Origin of the sequence: Nodosilinea sp. E11, from assembly GCF_032813545.1 — a bacterium.
Classification (GTDB): domain Bacteria; phylum Cyanobacteriota; class Cyanobacteriia; order Phormidesmidales; family Phormidesmidaceae; genus Nodosilinea.
In genome coordinates, this window is the sequence record NZ_CP136520.1 from 1,104,796 (window position 1) to 1,120,504 (window position 15,709).

Consider the following 15,709-nt stretch of genomic DNA (forward strand, 5'->3'; position numbering starts at 1 on the left):
GACCCACGCTACCCTTTAGCCCTAAATTCTGCCTGAGCGGCAAAACTAGACGGTAGGCCCTAGCGTTGTGCGGGGGTCTGAAGCAGAGCGATCGCTTGAATTAAGCTCATGCCTCCCTGGGCCGGCGGCTGGTTGAGCACCTCGGGACATGACACCAGCTTCAGCCCCAGCGCCCCAGCGGCGTTCTCGAGGTTGGTGGTGACCAGGCTCACTAGGGGCAGATGAGCCAGATCGGCGTAGCGGGCCAGGGCCTGCAAATCACCTAGAGATGCCGGTTCAGTTCTGTCTAAAATTAGGGCGTGAGGTTGCCACACTCGGCTGAGGAGACTGGCCTGCTCTAGGTCATCGACCTGAAGCAGGCGACAACGGTAGCGTTGGAGCCAGATCTGCACCGGAGTCGGCAGTGCGCTGGAGACATCGCCAGCCCCCAAAGGACGCAGCAGCAGCATGGTTAGTCCAGTGGGCGGCGGCGGCAAGGGCGACGGCTGACAATGCTGATCTAGCAATGGCCGCAACCCCTGGGCAATGGTCTCTGTCAAGAGCGTGGTGACCGGCAGTGTCGCCCCATCGATCACCGTCCGAGCCTCTGGGTCTAGGTGCTCGGGTTCAACCTCCTCTGGTCCCGAGCGATCGGCCTCCGCCCCACCCCTAGAAGACTGCAAGATCACAGGTTTTCCGACCCCAAGCCGCTGCTCTAGAGCCTGGCGAGCCGCAGCGCTGGCGGGAGCATCGGGCAATGACTCCCAATGCAGCAGGGTGCATCGGGGTTTCAGACGAGCCTGCATGGTCATCAGCGTTTGACAACAGGGGGCTACTATTAGGCGGTAATCGGTGCCCCGCAGGCTGCCGTAGACCTGCTCAACCACCGTCTTACTTGCACAGGCGAGCAGCACCAGTACCGTTGTCTCAGAGCTATCTAGGGCAATAGGAGCGGGCAACAACACCGTGATGCGGCAGCCCCAGGTGGGCGTGTTGAGGCTGCTGACCTCGCCCCCGTGGAGTTGGCTCAGCCGCTGCGCTAGGCTGAGCCCAAGCCCCTGGAGAGTCTGCGGGTCTACCCAGGGGTCGGCCTGGGGGTCGTTTTGGAAGACATTTTGGAGAGGCGCTTCGCTAGGCAAACCGGTATCTAAAGAAAGCGCTACCCCAGAGGCGCACTGGTGGCTCCAAAGGGTAAACCCCAACCAGGCTCCCCAATGCTCGATAACTAGGCCACCGGGCTCGGCCCCGTGGGCAAGCAGATAGCTCAAACCGTAGTGCAGGCTCTGGCGCAGGCGCAGGGGGTCGGCCATCACCCAGCCCTGGGTACTGGCCAGACACACTTTAAAGCGTTGGCTCCAGGAGGGCGTTGCGGCCTCTAGCTGAGCATTGAGAAAACTGGGCACCAGGTCATCGACTAGGGGCTGAAGGCTCACCCGCTCCAGGCTGAGGTGAATCTGGTCTGACTCCAGCCGCATCCAGTCGAGCAGTAGGTTGACCAGGCTCGTGAGCTTGCGAATAGCCTGGCGCATCAGGCTGACGTAGCGAAACTGGCGATCGCTCAAGGAGCCCACCCGATGGTCTAGCAGCAGGGTAGACAGCCCCAATAGTGTCGTAATCGGGGTTTTGAGCGCATGGCTCAGCTCCAGCACCCAAGCCCGCTGCGCTCCCTGCACCTGAGCTAGGCTCGGTGTATTTTGGGCCGGGGTCAAAGAAGTTGTGGCAGCTCCTCCCTGGGTTTTGGCACCCTCTGCCAGCCAGCCCAGCAGCCGCACTAGATTGAGCACCCCCAGATACTGCCCATCGGCATCGACAACAACTAGCATTGGCGTCGGCGTGGCCTGGGCTAACGCCGCCAGGGCCGCCAAGGCCGAAACCTCTACAGTCTGACTAACCGCTACGTCGATCACCGGCTCTAGCCAGGTTTGACAGTCAAACAGCCGCAGCTCCGCCGCATTAGCCTCTAGGGTCGTCAACCGGCTCTGGTGTTCGACCCACAGCCGCCCCAGGGCGATCGCCCCCAGCGGACGATGCTCGTCATCGATCACCACAATGTGACTTAACGCCACGGTCTCCGGTTGCTCTAGGGTCTGAATAATTTTGCCAATCGGGGCGGCCAGAGCATAGGCCGGTACAGCAATCAAAAAATAGTCAAGGGGCGGCAGTGCCATCGGCTCAATTCCCCTAAAGGGTTGGTTCCAGGTTGAAGGGGCAGGCCGTATTCTGACAACCACCCTTTACAATTGACAATATCCCGATACTTCCTAGGCTGGTGTAGTCTGGGCTGACCGAGATCGGTTCTTAGCCATCTTGCCCTGGCATTTCCCTGTCCTGCTCATTATCTATCGCCCCTTGGTTGCTCCCCTTCAGATTTATATCCTGACCCACGGTGATCAGGTTAAGCAGGTTCCTGAGTTAAATCTCGACTCGAGCCGCTACGTCGTCCATCAAACCACTGTGCTTGATGACGCCCTCGATTGGTTACAGAGTCGCCCCGATCTGCCTGACTGCCTGGTGGTTGATGGACAGGTTTGGGAGCAGGCGCTGCGCCCGGCACTCATGCAGCTTGGCCTCAAACTGCCGGTGGTTGTGCTGATTGGCCAGGCAGATACCCCTACAAGCGACGCATCTTCCGAGATTGACGCAATACCTATCACCGGAGCTGAGGCCTACCCTGGAGCCGTAGTGCATCGCGCTGACAAGGTGATCTCTCAGCTCGATCGAGTCATTCAAAACGCGATTCAAGAATTTCTACGGCTACCCCAACCCCAACAGGCTGCACCAACCTCCACTCCGGTTGATCAACCGGCTGCCCTGTCAGATAGTTTGAGCGCCCAGCAACATCGCTTGACGGAAAAACTTAAGGACCGACTTGGGTATCTCGGCATCTACTATAAGCGTAACTCCAGCCATTTTTTGCGCCATATGAGCCAGGAGGATCGCCGGGCGTTTCTAGGTGAGCTCAAGGCCAACTACCGCATCATTGTTTTGGGCTACTTTGCTAAAGACCCCAAAATTAAGCTCAATCAGCTGATCGATGACTTTGTGGATGAGGCGTTTATGGCCGACATCTCGGTGGCCCAAATCGTTGAAATTCATATGGAGTTGATGGATCAGTTTGCCAAGCAGCTTAAGCTCGAAGGGCGCAGTGAAGAAATTTTGCTGGACTACCGCCTCACCCTGATCGATGTGATCGCTCATCTGTGCGAAATGTATCGACGTTCAATTCCCCGCGAGCCTTAAACACCAAAGTCACCCCAAATAACTGGATATAATCACTCGAGACTCTCAGTTTTGTCCCTGTACCCAGAGCGTTCCATGAGTTCCGTGAAAAAGACCTATATCCTTAAGCTCTACGTCGCAGGCAACACTCCCAACTCAATTCGAGCCCTCAAGACGTTAAACAACATTTTGGAAGAAGAGTTTCAGGGAGTTTACGCCCTCAAGGTGATCGACGTCCTGAAAAACCCCCAGCTGGCGGAAGAAGACAAGATTTTGGCCACCCCCACCTTAGCCAAAATTCTGCCGCCACCGGTGCGCAAGATCATCGGCGATTTGTCTGACCGAGAGCGAGTGTTAATTGGCCTCGATCTGCTCTACGATGAGCTGCGCGAAGACGACATCTACGGTTAAGCCAGGGTAATGAGGCGATCGCCCTGAGCGCCAGAGCTGAGGGCCAGTAGACCAGACAGCATGCGCAGCCGCAGGGCCACGGTTAGTCTGGGTTGCGCCCAGCGGTCTACGGGCCAGGGGGCGGCAGTTGGCTTAAAACCGATGGATCAACCGGTTCGGGGTATGCTTATTCCTCAGGATGTCTAGTACTTTATTAAGGGCGGTTTCCTGCCCGACAACGTTAAATCACCTCCCATGACAGACTCTGACCAGAACGATTTGCAGCCTTCTTCCCATCCTCCCGGTGTGCGAAAGATTCGCACGATGATGGAAGGCTTCGATGACATTAGCCACGGTGGCTTGCCAGCAGGGCGATCGACCCTGGTTAGCGGCACCTCAGGGACGGGGAAAACCCTGTTTGCGGTGCAGTTCATCTACAACGGCATTACTGAGTTTGACGAGTCTGGGGTACTGGTTACCTTTGAAGAGTCGCCCGAAGACATTATTCAAAACGCCTACAGCTTTGGCTGGGATTTGCAGCGTCTAGTCGATGAGGGGCGGCTGTTCATCCTCGATGCTTCTCCCGACCCCGAGGGCCAGGACGTGGTGGGCAACTTCGACCTCTCAGCCCTGATTGAGCGCATTCAGTACGCCATTCGCAAGTACAAGGCCCGGCGCGTCTCCATCGACTCGGTGACGGCCGTGTTTCAGCAGTACGACGCCGCCTCCGTGGTGCGCCGCGAAATTTTTCGCCTGGTGGCTCGCCTGAAACAAATGGGGGTGACCACGGTCATGACCACCGAACGCCTCGACGAGTACGGCCCGGTGGCCCGCTTTGGCGTTGAAGAATTTGTCTCTGACAACGTAGTGATTGTGCGCAACGCCCTAGAGGGGGAGCGTCGCCGTCGCACCATTGAGATTCTCAAGCTGCGGGGCACTACCCACATGAAAGGCGAGTACCCCTTTACCATTACTAACGACGGCATCAATATTTTCCCGCTGGGGGCCATGCAGCTGACCCAGCGATCGTCCAATGCGCGGGTGTCGTCGGGGGTGCCGACGCTGGACGAAATGTGCGGCGGCGGCTTCTTCAAAGACTCAATCATTCTCGCCACTGGGGCCACGGGCACGGGCAAAACCCTGCTGGTGAGCAAGTTTTTAGTCGATGGCTGCAAGAGCGGCGAGCGGGCGATTTTGTTTGCCTACGAAGAATCCCGCGCTCAGCTCTCCCGCAACGCCTACTCCTGGGGGGTTGATTTTGAGGCGATGGAGGAGCAGGGACTACTGAAAATCATCTGCGCCTACCCGGAATCGGCGGGGCTTGAAGACCACCTGCAAATCATTAAGACTGAGATCTCGCAGTTTAAGCCCTCCCGGGTGGCGATCGACTCGCTCTCGGCGCTCGATCGCGGCGTCAGCAACAACTCCTTCCGCCAGTTTGTGATTGGCGTAACGGGGTTTGCTAAGCAGGAGGAGATCACGGGCTTTTTCACCAACACCACCGAGCAGTTTATGGGGCTGCACTCGATCACCGAGTCGCACATTTCGACCATTACCGACACCATTTTGATGCTGCAATACGTCGAGGTGCGGGGCGAACTGTCGCGGGCAATCAACGTGTTTAAGATGCGCGGCTCGTGGCACGACAAGGGCATTCGCGAGTACACCATCAACAGCCAGGGGCCAGATATTAAAGACTCCTTCCGCAACCTGGAGCGGATCATCAGCGGCTCGCCCACCCGGATCTCGGTGGATGAAAAGAGCGAGCTATCACGGATTATTCAGGGCGTGCAGGGCGACTCAGATCTGTAGGATGGGCAATAGGAGGCAATGCCCACCACTCCATAGGGGAGAGGGGAGACAGCAGGACGGCTATGCCATAAGCCTGTCTCTACAGGCTGGCCACCTTAGACGAGTAGGCCCGCTCTCCCATAATATAAGTGGCGGCAACGGCGCGATCGCTCCCCATAATCACTAGCGAAAACAGCAGATCTTCCAGGGCTGCCAACGTTTGAGGAATACCTCCCTGATTGCGCAGGGCCAGCAGCGGTGTCGCCTGGGGGTCGAGCACCACAAAGTCGGCCTCTTTGCCCAAGTCAAAGCTGCCCAGTTTATCCTCTAGGCACAGCGCCCTCGCTCCGCCCAAGGTGGCAAGAAACAGCGCCTTAAAGGCCGAGAGCTTTTGCCCTCGCAGCTGGGCCACCTTGTAGGCTTCGTTAGTGGTTTGCAGCAGGGAGAAACTAGTACCTGCGCCCACGTCGGTGCCCAGGCCCACCTTGACTGGGTGCTCAGGGTTTTTGGCCTGCTCAAGGCGAAACAGGCCGCTGCCGAGGAACAGGTTAGAGGTGGGGCAGAACGAGATCGCCGCCTTGGCCTCGGAGAGCCGCCGGAATTCATCGTCGGTGAGTTGCACCCCGTGGGCAAACAGCGATCGCGATCGCACCAACCCCGTCTGGTCGTACACATCCAGGTAACCGTCATACTGGGGAAACAGTTCTTTGATCCAGGCGACTTCGCTGACGTTTTCCGACAGATGGGTGTGCAGGTAGACATCGGGAAACTCATCCAGCAGCTTGGCCGCCAGTTTGAGCTGAGCTTCGGTGGAGGTGGCAGCAAACCGGGGCGTAACCGCGTAAAGCAATCGCCCACGCCCGTGCCATTTCTCAATTAGCGCCTTCGACTCCTCGTAGGAGGACTGGGCTGTATCGCAGAGATAATCGGGGGCGTTGCGATCCATCATCACCTTGCCGCTGATCATCCGCAGGTGACGGGCCTCAGCCGCCTCAAAAAAAGCATCGACTGATGCCGGAAACACCGCCGCAAACACCAGGGCGGTGGTGGTGCCGTTTTTAAGCAGTTCGTCTAAAAAGAGGTCTGCCACCTGCCGAGCGTAGGCCGGGTCGGCAAATTTACGCTCAGTGGGAAAGGTATAGCGCTCTAGCCATTCCAGCAGCTGCTCGCCGTAGGATGCCATCATGCCCGTCTGGGGGTAGTGAATATGGGTGTCGATCAAGCCAGGGATGATCAGGCTGCCGCTATGGTCGATCAAGGGGCGATCGCCCACCCGGTCCGCTAGGGCTTTGTAAGCCCCTACTGCTTCAATCTGGCCCTCGCGCACCAGCAGCAACCCATCGGCAAAATAGCGGACGGCCTGGTCTTCTGGCTGGTAAAACGGATCTCCAATACAGTCCAGCAACGCTCCCCGGATAGCGACAGTACCCTGGCTGACTGGCCGTTCCGGTTGATGCTCCATAGTGTTGCCCTTTTGGCGATGCCCAATTAGTAATGCCGATTGATCATACTCTGAGCAGCCAAACTAACGGCAGCCAGCAGGGATGAGCTACTGAGTATCGATCAGTTGCTGAAAGCGTGGGTGATAGCGCAGCCCATCGAAATGAGCATCGATTTGCACCATCACCCGGTACATGTAGGGGCTGAGGACAAAGGTGCGGTACAAATTTTTTAGGGTTTGCTCGAGGTTGCCTACCATAGCGTAGGTACGAGCCTTACCGTACCAGGCGTTGGGGTTGTCGGCCTGGTGGCTAAGGGAAATATCAAAACTGGCGATGGCTTCGGTGTAGCGCCCCATTTGAATGAGCACCGTGCCCCGTTGATTCCAGATGTAGTGAGCATTGGGCTTTTGGTCGAGGGCCTTTTGTAACACCTGGAGCGCCTCCGGGTAGCGGTGCAGACCGCCTAAGGCCACTCCCTGGTTATAGCGGGCTCGGTGGTCTTGGGGGTTGAGCCTGATACTTTGCTCAAAGCTGGTGACGGCATCTTTGTAGCGCCGCAGCTGGTTTTGGGCCGTCCCCAAGTTATACCAGGCTTTGTTGTCGTCGGGGTTGAGTTTTACCGCTTGCTCTAGGTGAGTGACAGCTTCTTCAAAGCGGCTGAGTTTGGCCAGGGCGTGGCCCTTGCCGTGCCAGGCCAGACTGTGGCGGGGGCACCGAGCCATGGCCTGGTTAAAGCTTTCGATCGCCGCTTCAAACTGCTTGAGGGCCGCCAGACAAAACCCGTGGAGCGTCCAGACCTCATGATCTCGATCGTTGAGGGCAAGGGCGGCTTGAAACCGCACCAGGGCATCACTGTAGCGACCAACTGCATAGAGAGCATGACCTTGGCCCCGCAGCAGTTCAGCGCGGGTCAGTTGAGACAGAGTAATGTCAGTTTTGGCAGACATTCGATCAGGGGGCATCGCTAACGATTCCCAGTGGTGGGCTTAAGCCCAGGTTGCCCATTTCACAGGGGCGATCGCCATTCGCTCAACCTGCTGTCACAGGCCTAGCCCAACCAAGTCAGTATTTTTCCTCAGGGAAAATCTACGGAGGAGATAGGCTGGCGACCCGTAGCGATCGCTACGCCAAGGAGAAAGCCCACTACGGGTGCGCCCATTGCCGGTTACTTATGGCGAACATACTCATACAGGTTGACATAGTCTTGCCCAGGATGCTTCCACGACAGGTCATACTCCATGCCCTGCTGAGCAATGCGGCGAAAGGTGTCGGGCGCATTCTCCCAGGTATCGAGGGCGCGGTTCATCGCCGACTCTAGGGCAACATTGTCACTTTGGAAAAAGACGAAGCCGTTGCGCTCATCGGGCTCATGGAGGGCATCGTAATCCCAGTCGAACACCGTGTTCACCAGCCCCCCCACACCGCGCACAATCGGCACAGTACCGTAGCGCAGACCGATCATTTGGGTAAGCCCACAGGGTTCAAAGTTGCTAGGCACCACAATCATGTCGGCCCCGGCATAGATCAGGTGAGCCAGTTCTTCGTTGAAACCCAGCTCTAAATGCACGTCTGGATTATCGTTGAGGAAGAGCTTTTCGTGCCAGAACCAGTCGTTGATGCCCTTCTCCGTGGCTGACCCCAGCAGCACAAACTGGGCTCCCCGCGCCAGGGCATGGTACATCGCATGGTGCACCAGGTGAACGCCTTTCTGGTCGTCTAGACGGCCAATGAACGCGATCAGAGGCTTGTCGCTCTGGCGCAGCAGCAGGCGATCGCGCAGTTCCTTCTTATTTAGCGCCTTGTCTTCAAAGGTTGTTAGACCGTAGTGGTGCGGAATGTAGCGATCGGCCTCAGGGTTCCACACCTCGTAGTCAATGCCGTTGAGAATGCCCGAGAACTTATGCTGGTTGGTATGCAGCGTATGCCCCAGGCCAAAGCCCTGATCGGTATGCTGTGCCTCCCAGGCATGGTAGGGCGACACCGTGTTGACATGGTTAGCGTAGGTGATTCCCCCTTTCATAAAGTTGATCGCAAAGGGGTTGAAGTCATCACGCAGTCGGTAGGGCTGAAAGTAATATTCAGGCCGATTTAGCCCCGTGGCCGCCAAAATCTCGTTGCCGCCAAAGCCCTGGTGCTTGAAATTGTGGATGGTGTACAGCGTGCGCTGAAACTCCATGCCGTTGTATTTATAAATTTCAAACAGCATCACCGGAATCAGCCCGGTCTGCCAGTCATGGCAGTGAATCACATCGGGGCGCTTATTGCTGCGCAGCAAAAACTCCATCGCCGCCTTGCTAAAGAAGGCAAACCGCATAGGATCATCGTCGCAGCCGTAGTAGCAGCCCCGGTTGAAGAACATCTCCCACGACTTCGGTTCAATAAAGAAACACAGCCGCCCGTGCACCCAGCCGCACAAGACGTCGCAGCGAATATCGGTGCCATACCAAGGCACCACCAGATCGCAGTAGGCCTCATGCAGTCCCCAAATATGGTCGTACCGCATGCAGTCGTACTTAGGCAGAATTAGCTCGACACAGTGGCCTCGATTTTCTAGCTCCCGACTGAGACCATAGACCACATCGCCCAGACCACCAGCCTTGATGACAGGAGCACATTCCGAAGCAATCTGCACGATATACATGAGGTCTCCCCGTGATCAAAGCTCATTTTGATGCCCCTATTCAATCAGGATGTTGGGGCAGAGGCAAGCGTCTGGGGAGAGATCTGAGGGGAGAGGGGTGGATGGGTAAAGGGGTGGATGGCGAAACCGAAGCGGGAATCATCTCTATCCCCCTATCACCGATTACTCTTCCGTCTTCCCCTCCGGCTGGATCTGCTCCAGGGCCTGCCAACGGGTTTCTAGCTCTTCGCGCTCTTGCTTCAGATTGCGTTCTAGCTCTTGAATCTCATCGCGGCGGGCGGCGGTTTCGAGGGCACGGCGGTCTACCTCCTGGCTTTTGAGGGTAAGCGACTGTCGCCAGCGCTCGGCGCGCTCAATTTCTTGCTCTAGAGCCTCTGGGGTAACCCCATAGGCCAGGTAGTGCTCAACTAAGCCCAACACCCAGGGGGTGGCATCTTGCACCGTCGAGATCTGGTTGAGGTTATCTAGCTCAATCAGGACCAAATTGCCTTCTTGAAAGGCCAGCAATCGGGTAGTCTCGACGATGCGCTCCGAAGACAGCAACGACCAAGTCGAGTCAGAGGTCTGTTCGGCTAGCAGCAAAAGTTCTGCACCGCCGAGGAAGGCTTTTTTTTGAACCTTTGCCAGATATTGCATTAGCGATGGAATCCATACCTCCACAGCACGAGTATACTCGGTGCAATCTATGTTTTAGGGGAATACCGGGCCACAAGCCCGACAAAGCACCCGCTGGGCAAGGGGGACCGTAAAAATACTAGTCTGTCATCGAGCGATCGTGCAGATTGGGTGAATTAATAAGTTATCTCGCCGATGGCATCTTCCCTTGTCGGATTTTAGAATCAGGTTACTATACAAGCGTTATAGTTTCTGGGGAAACGCCCCAAACTGGTGTGTAGTCCCTCCAGCGACTACGATTGACCAATCAAAGTGCGCTACCATGTCAAACCTCGAGCAGACCATCGAAAGAATGTTCGCAGCCCGCCGCTTGACCCGCAGCGATCAGCAGAAGTTGATGGCCATGTTTTCTCAGCGCGATCTAAGCCCTAAGGATGCAGCGCTCATCAACCGGCTTTATGATGCTCTCAGTCAGGGAAGACTGCGAGTTGTTGATTAGATCACCTAACGTGCCCCTCCGCTAAGACCGCTAGAGTCTAACCCTAAGCGGGCTAGGCGGCATAGCGTCGCACCAGTGGTTTTCTGCCCCGGAAAGCCGCGATCGCCCTAGCGGAGGGAGAGGCTATCCTGAACTCTCGATTTCAGCAAGAGAGTGCTTTTGAGGCTGATTTGTGCAGGCCGGAGAGTTAGGCTTTCTCGAAACCCAGACCAAATTCACGGTAAGATCTCCACGACGTTAACTACTGTAAAGTCATGGCAGACACTCCGGAAACTTCCCCTGAGAAGCCCAAGAAAAAAATTATCACGGTGGGCGTAACTGAAGGCAGTAATAGCGGCGGCGGCAGCGAGGAGCGCCGTGGCGGCAAGGGCCGACGCAGCGGGGGAGGACGAGGTCGCGATCGCGATGAGCGCGATCGGCCCCCCGCAGTGCCACTGGCCCTGATGCGCGGCCCCAAGCCCAAGCCTAAGGCTGAAGAAGTGCCTGAAGAATTGCCCGCAGAGTCCACCGACGAAGCCGTCACCGACGAAGCCGGGGCAGAACCGGCTGCTGACGCAACCGAGGTATCTCCCGCAGCGGCTGAGCCCGAGGCCGAAGCACCCTCGGCTTAATATAGCGATGGCTCTAGCTCTAAACGAGCTTACTCAGAAGCTCCGGCAGCCTGGTCTGCTGGGGCTTCTGCCGGTTCTAGAAACTGGCTATCCAGCAAGAAGGCACCTTTGTCGAACTTGATGCCCCAATATCCTCCTGGGCGGCGGCTGAGAATCACCCCCTCAGCCCCCACTGGGAGGGTATCGGCAGGGCGCAGCATAGGCATGGGGTCGGCGGTTTTGAGGTAGGGTGGGGCGGCGGCTAACCGAACGCGATCGCCCACGGCAAATTCAGCGGTCATAGCAAACTCTGGGTCAACGTCTCAATACAGCCCTAACCCAATCTCCTCAAACCGCCCTACCAAAAGGGCAGGCCTAAAAGTGAGGCCAGGGTTGACTCTATCTGGAGTGTAGTCTAAAGCGATCCTAGCGTTGGTTTGGCCGGGAAATGCGGAGGATGCATGGCTGCACTGGACTCTTTACCGATAGGGGTTTCGCTCGCCCCCAGCCTAATTAGCGCTGCCCGTTGGGCCTCAGTCAGACCGGTTACCCCGGCAATGGCCATATCTTCGTAGGGGCGGGGCACCCGCAGGGTTTGCTGGTGGCAGTAGATGAAGCCGTCGGGGGTGACGCACTTGCCCCAGACCTGAATGGTTTCGTCCTGGCTACAGCTAATCAGGCGATCGCCATCGGCGCTAAAGGTGATGTAGCGCACCCACTTATCGTGGCCAGAGAGGGTCTGGTGGCAGCGACGGCTAGGCAGGTGCCAGAGCTTAATGGTGGTGTCGCCGCCGCAGCTGGCCAGCCACTGGCCATCAGGGCTAAAGGCCACGGCCAGCACCAGGCTGGGGTGGGTGCCAATGACGGTGCGGTGGCCCAGCTTGAGATCCCACAGCATGACGTAGCCGTTGGAGCCACCGCTAGAAAGAAACCGACCGTCGGGGCTAAAGGCCAGCCCCCGCACCCAGCTACCCTCGCAGGGCAGGGTTTGCAGACAGGTTTGAGTCTCCAAATCCCACAGGCGCACGGTTTGATCTTGGCTGCCGCTGGCCAGGCGGCGACCGTCGGGGCTAATGGCCACCGTCCAAACGCCGCTGGTGTGGCCCGTCAGCAGACCACAGCTCGTTCGACGGTGGATATCCCACAGGCGAATGGTGCCGTCGAGACTGCCGCTGGCCAGCAGGTCGCCCTGGGGGCAAAAGGCTAGCGCCCAGACCTCGTGGCGGTGAGCAGCCCAGGTGGCCTGGCAGGTGCCGCTGTTGCTGGCCCAGAGCCGCACGGTGCGATCTTCGCCGCCGCTGGCAATCCACTGACCGTCGGGGCTGATAGCCACGGCAAATACCCAGCCGTCGTGGCCTGAAAACGCTCTGGGGGAGGCCTGATCGGTGAGGGGCCAGAGCCGCACCTGGCGATCTTGGCCACCGCTGACTAAATAATTGCCCTGGGGATGCAGGGCCACCGACCACACCCCGCTGCTGTGGCCGCGCAGCACTCGCAGAGCCTGGTGGGTCTGGCTATCCCACAGGCGCACCGACTGATCTTCGCTGGCGCTGGCCAGGGTGTAGCCGATCGCATCGGTCGAGACACCGCGAACGGGGCTAAAGGCAACATTGGCGATCCAGCTGCTGTGGCCCTTGAGCACCCAGTCTACCTGGCCGCTCTGCCAGTTCCACAGGCGAATGGTCTGGTCGTCGCCGCCGCTGGCTAGCTGACAACCATCGGGGCTAAAGGCGATCGATCGCACCGCTTGGGCGTGGCCCTGGAGCGATCGCACCGGGGTCTGGGCGGCCCCGTCCCAAATCCCAATGCTGCCGTCGTGGTGCCCGGTGGCCAGGGTATAGCCCAGGGCCGGGTGAATGGCCACCGACCAAATAGGCGATCCGGTGTCTAGAACGCTGCTGTCGCCACTGGCCAAGTTCCACAGGCGCAGGGTGCCGTCATAGCTGCCGCTGGCCAGGTGGTAGCTAGCAGCAGCACTGAGGGCCAGCCCGCCGCGCACATAGCCCTGGGGAGAAAAAGCCACCGATCGCACTTCGTCGGTATGACCCTGGAGACTGTGAACCAGGGTACCGCTGCGTACATCCCAAACCCGAATTTGATGGTCTTCGCAGCCGCTGGCCAACCAGCGCCCATCGGGGCTAAAGGCCAGCGAAAACACCCGGCTGGAGGAGTCTTTGAGCTGGCCGTAGCGATCGCCAGTTTTGAGATCCCACAGGTCGATGGTGCCATTGGCGCTGCTGGCCAGGGTTTGGTTGTTGGGGCTAAAGGCCACTGCCCAGCACCAGCCGTCTTGGGCGTGCAGGGTGAGCACGGGCTGGGCATCGCTGACCCGCCACAGGTGAATTTCGTAGCTGACATCGCTGGCGGCCAGCAACTGGCCATCGGGGCTAAAGGCGATCGCCAGCACCTGGCTAAAGGTGTCTTTAAACACCGATCGCGCCAGGTCGGCCTGGGTAAAGTTGGTCTGGTGCAGGGTACTGTCTTGCAGGTAGGCCTGCCAGATGGTCTGGTGCGAAAAATCCCAGCCCTGGAGTGAGATCTCGGCCTGGTGGAGCAGGTTGATCAGATTGCCGCAGGCGTAGCTGGCCAGGGTTTGCCCCCGCCAGGCGTCTAGATGGTGGCGCAGCCGGCAGGCCAGATCGCTGGGCCGCAGCCGCAGCCGCTGGAGCACCGGCTGCAAAATCAGTCGGGTTTGGCTGTCGCGCAGGTAGTCCTTGGCCTGGGCCAAGATCAGAGCGTAGGTGTGCAGCGGGCTGGCAGCGGTGGGCTCAGCCAGAATCGCCTGGCTGACCTGCTCCACCAGCCAGTCGGTGATGTATTCCATCACTACGGGCTGGTGGGTGAAGCGGGTGCTGCGGGGGCTAGTGGCCCTGGGGGTATCGCGCTCGATCAGCGATCGCCGCTCCAGGCTAGTAAAGGCTTCGATCAAGTCGCCCAGGGCCAGGGGGTCTACCAGGTGCGATCGCACCTGGGCTAGGGTGACGGGTTCGCGGTGAATGGCTAGCCAGGCCATAATTTGCTGCTCTAGGGGCGAGAGCCGGTCGAACTGGTGGGCCAGCAGGTCGCGAATGTCGCCAAACACCGAGTCGCCCTGGGCCAAAATCTGCACAAACGGCCCTAGCTGCCCGTCAAAAAAGTCTTGCACCACGGCGGCCACCATTTTGAGGGCCAGGGGGTTGCCCGCGTAGTGGTTGACCAACTGCTGCCAGTCGGTGGGCGTACCGCTAAACTGGCCCCTGGCCTGAAAGATCGACTGCCCCACCCTGGGCGACAGCCCCTTCAGACGCAGCGATCGAATCGGCAGGGCTTCCCCTTCTTGCTGGGCAATTTCTTTGAGCTTTTCGCGGCTGGTGAGCACGAGGGTGCTCTGGTGATCGACATTGCCCAGGCTGTAGAAGAGCTGGCCGTAGGTTTCGTAGCCGGGCTGGTAGGTGCCGGTGCGATCGCGGGGTTGCAAAATCGTTTCGCCATTGTCGAGCACCAGCAAACAGCGGCGCAGGCGCAGCTGGTCGAGCAGCGATCGCAGCAGGCCATCAAAGTCGGCGGCAAAATCGCTGGTGGCAGTATCGGCTCCCGCCACCAGCACCCCGAGCAGGTCTCGCAATAGGTCGTTAACCGGGGGGGCATGGCGCAGCGATCGCCAGATCACCACCTCGAAGTGGTCTTGCAGTTGCTGGGCCAGCTTCACCGCCAGGGTGGTTTTGCCCATGCCGCCCATGCCAAACAGCCCTACCAGCCGACAGCGTTGGCCCGGCCCCGGCGCAGCAGAATCGCCAAGCACCCAGCGTTGCAGCTGATCTAGCTCCTCGGTGCGCCCATAGAACGCGGTGGCGGTGGCGGCGTCGCCCCAGTCGCGGCAGCGGCCTCCGCCAGGGGAATGGGAAACCCGGCCAACCTCTGCTGTAAATAGCGTTTGTTGCTGACGGGCCAACACCTCGCGCAGATTGCGTTTGGTCACCTTTTCGCCTAGGGTGTCCGACAGGCTCTGCCAAAGGTCAGAGCCAATTTGCTTGAGGTAGCCAACCTCGTAGCCCAGCTCTAGGGCCATGGCCTGGTAGGTGCGATCGCCCCAGGTCTGCCGCAGCAGGGTCGCCTGAATCGAGTTCAGCCCACTCGCCCCGCGCGCGGCCAGTAATCGCTCAACCAGGGCTAGGGCGTCATCTGCGGTCATGGTGCGGCTATGGGCCTGTATTCAATGCTACCGGCTGGCCTAAAACTAAAGCGGCACAAGGCCTAGAGCAAACCTGATGGCTGCCATCGTAGCCAAGCACTCCCCCCAAATTTGTACATTAGGTCACATTTTAGGTCATCCCCCAGGTCGGCCCAGTCAACAGCGCACCTTTGCCGCACCTTTCTCGAACCTCGGTTTCTAGGCCCCATTGATAGTCTCTGTTTAACGTTCGACAGCGTCCCACCTCAATTAGCCCGCGCTCAAAGTCCTGATCTTTGCCCCGCTTCCGAAAAGAACGGCGGTGCCTTATCTGAGCAGCCCAACTTCTCCAGAAGTACGGGACCGGGGATAGGCTAGCGCGCGTTGACTTGA

Annotated in this window: 12 protein-coding genes; 5 read left to right on the forward strand and 7 right to left on the reverse strand. The window is 58.7% G+C overall.

The genetic code is table 11. The features are described 5' to 3' along the window. Positions 1–59 precede the first annotated feature (59 nt). Positions 60–2,147, reverse strand: a complete 2,088-nt coding sequence (locus tag RRF56_RS07285) for a HAMP domain-containing sensor histidine kinase (RefSeq protein ID WP_317036974.1) — start codon at positions 2,145–2,147, stop codon at positions 60–62. Positions 2,148–2,328: 181 nt separating this feature from the next. Between RRF56_RS07285 and RRF56_RS07290 the strand changes: the two genes are divergently transcribed. The 3 genes from RRF56_RS07290 (at position 2,329) to kaiC (ending at position 5,400) form a co-directional block, all read left to right on the forward strand. After that, positions 2,329–3,219 (forward strand): circadian clock protein KaiA, encoded by an 891-nt coding sequence (locus tag RRF56_RS07290; protein ID WP_317036975.1) that lies wholly within the window; start codon positions 2,329–2,331, stop codon positions 3,217–3,219. Positions 3,220–3,294: 75 nt separating this feature from the next. Further along, positions 3,295–3,609 carry a circadian clock protein KaiB gene (gene kaiB / locus RRF56_RS07295; RefSeq protein ID WP_017301921.1) on the forward strand — a complete coding sequence of 105 codons (315 nt, stop codon included), beginning with the start codon at positions 3,295–3,297 and terminating at the stop codon, positions 3,607–3,609. Between the two features lie 234 nt (positions 3,610–3,843). Next, entirely contained in the window at positions 3,844–5,400 is a 1,557-nt protein-coding gene (gene kaiC / locus RRF56_RS07300; protein ID WP_317036976.1) for a circadian clock protein KaiC, read from the forward strand. Between the two features lie 79 nt (positions 5,401–5,479). Here kaiC and guaD read toward each other — a convergent pair whose 3' ends face one another. From guaD to RRF56_RS07320, 4 genes are all read right to left on the reverse strand, one after another. After that, positions 5,480–6,841: a guanine deaminase gene (gene guaD, locus RRF56_RS07305; RefSeq protein WP_317036977.1), complete on the reverse strand. Its 1,362-nt coding sequence runs from the start codon at positions 6,839–6,841 to the stop codon at positions 5,480–5,482. Positions 6,842–6,928: 87 nt separating this feature from the next. Continuing rightward, complete coding sequence (locus RRF56_RS07310; protein WP_317036978.1) at positions 6,929–7,783, reverse strand: tetratricopeptide repeat protein; 855 nt, start codon at positions 7,781–7,783, stop codon at positions 6,929–6,931. Between the two features lie 203 nt (positions 7,784–7,986). Further along, on the reverse strand, positions 7,987–9,462 hold the full coding sequence (gene glgA / locus RRF56_RS07315; protein ID WP_317036979.1) for a glycogen synthase GlgA: 1,476 nt from the start codon (positions 9,460–9,462) through the stop codon (positions 7,987–7,989). 162 nt (positions 9,463–9,624) lie between these two features. Continuing rightward, positions 9,625–10,098 carry a hypothetical protein gene (locus RRF56_RS07320; RefSeq protein WP_317036980.1) on the reverse strand — a complete coding sequence of 158 codons (474 nt, stop codon included), beginning with the start codon at positions 10,096–10,098 and terminating at the stop codon, positions 9,625–9,627. Between the two features lie 301 nt (positions 10,099–10,399). On the opposite strand from RRF56_RS07320, the gene RRF56_RS07325 reads away from it, so the two are divergent. Together RRF56_RS07325 and RRF56_RS07330 are read left to right on the forward strand one after the other, a co-directional pair. Continuing rightward, positions 10,400–10,576: a hypothetical protein gene (locus RRF56_RS07325; RefSeq protein ID WP_317036981.1), complete on the forward strand. Its 177-nt coding sequence runs from the start codon at positions 10,400–10,402 to the stop codon at positions 10,574–10,576. A gap of 254 nt (positions 10,577–10,830) precedes the next feature. Then, entirely contained in the window at positions 10,831–11,187 is a 357-nt protein-coding gene (locus tag RRF56_RS07330) for a hypothetical protein (protein ID WP_317036982.1), read from the forward strand. Positions 11,188–11,216: 29 nt separating this feature from the next. Here RRF56_RS07330 and sipA read toward each other — a convergent pair whose 3' ends face one another. Then, a complete protein-coding gene (gene sipA / locus RRF56_RS07335) occupies positions 11,217–11,468 on the reverse strand; it encodes a regulatory protein SipA (protein ID WP_317036983.1) in 252 nt (83 codons plus the stop codon). A gap of 113 nt (positions 11,469–11,581) precedes the next feature. Next, complete coding sequence (locus RRF56_RS07340; protein WP_317036984.1) at positions 11,582–15,337, reverse strand: NB-ARC domain-containing protein; 3,756 nt, start codon at positions 15,335–15,337, stop codon at positions 11,582–11,584. Positions 15,338–15,709: the final 372 nt, after the last annotated feature.

Excerpts from the sequence above, each read along its gene's own strand:
- RRF56_RS07285 (WP_317036974.1), bottom strand. The coding sequence starts at position 2,147 with ATGGCACTGCCGCCCCTTGACTATTTTTTGATTGCTGTACCGGCCTAT.
- kaiB (WP_017301921.1), top strand. The coding sequence starts at position 3,295 with ATGAGTTCCGTGAAAAAGACCTATATCCTTAAGCTCTACGTCGCAGGC.
- kaiC (WP_317036976.1), top strand. The coding sequence starts at position 3,844 with ATGACAGACTCTGACCAGAACGATTTGCAGCCTTCTTCCCATCCTCCC.
- guaD (WP_317036977.1), bottom strand. The coding sequence starts at position 6,841 with ATGGAGCATCAACCGGAACGGCCAGTCAGCCAGGGTACTGTCGCTATC.
- RRF56_RS07310 (WP_317036978.1), bottom strand. The coding sequence starts at position 7,783 with ATGCCCCCTGATCGAATGTCTGCCAAAACTGACATTACTCTGTCTCAA.
- glgA (WP_317036979.1), bottom strand. The coding sequence starts at position 9,462 with ATGTATATCGTGCAGATTGCTTCGGAATGTGCTCCTGTCATCAAGGCT.
- RRF56_RS07320 (WP_317036980.1), bottom strand. The coding sequence starts at position 10,098 with ATGCAATATCTGGCAAAGGTTCAAAAAAAAGCCTTCCTCGGCGGTGCA.
- RRF56_RS07325 (WP_317036981.1), top strand. The coding sequence starts at position 10,400 with ATGTCAAACCTCGAGCAGACCATCGAAAGAATGTTCGCAGCCCGCCGC.
- RRF56_RS07330 (WP_317036982.1), top strand. The coding sequence starts at position 10,831 with ATGGCAGACACTCCGGAAACTTCCCCTGAGAAGCCCAAGAAAAAAATT.
- sipA (WP_317036983.1), bottom strand. The coding sequence starts at position 11,468 with ATGACCGCTGAATTTGCCGTGGGCGATCGCGTTCGGTTAGCCGCCGCC.
- RRF56_RS07340 (WP_317036984.1), bottom strand. The coding sequence starts at position 15,337 with ATGACCGCAGATGACGCCCTAGCCCTGGTTGAGCGATTACTGGCCGCG.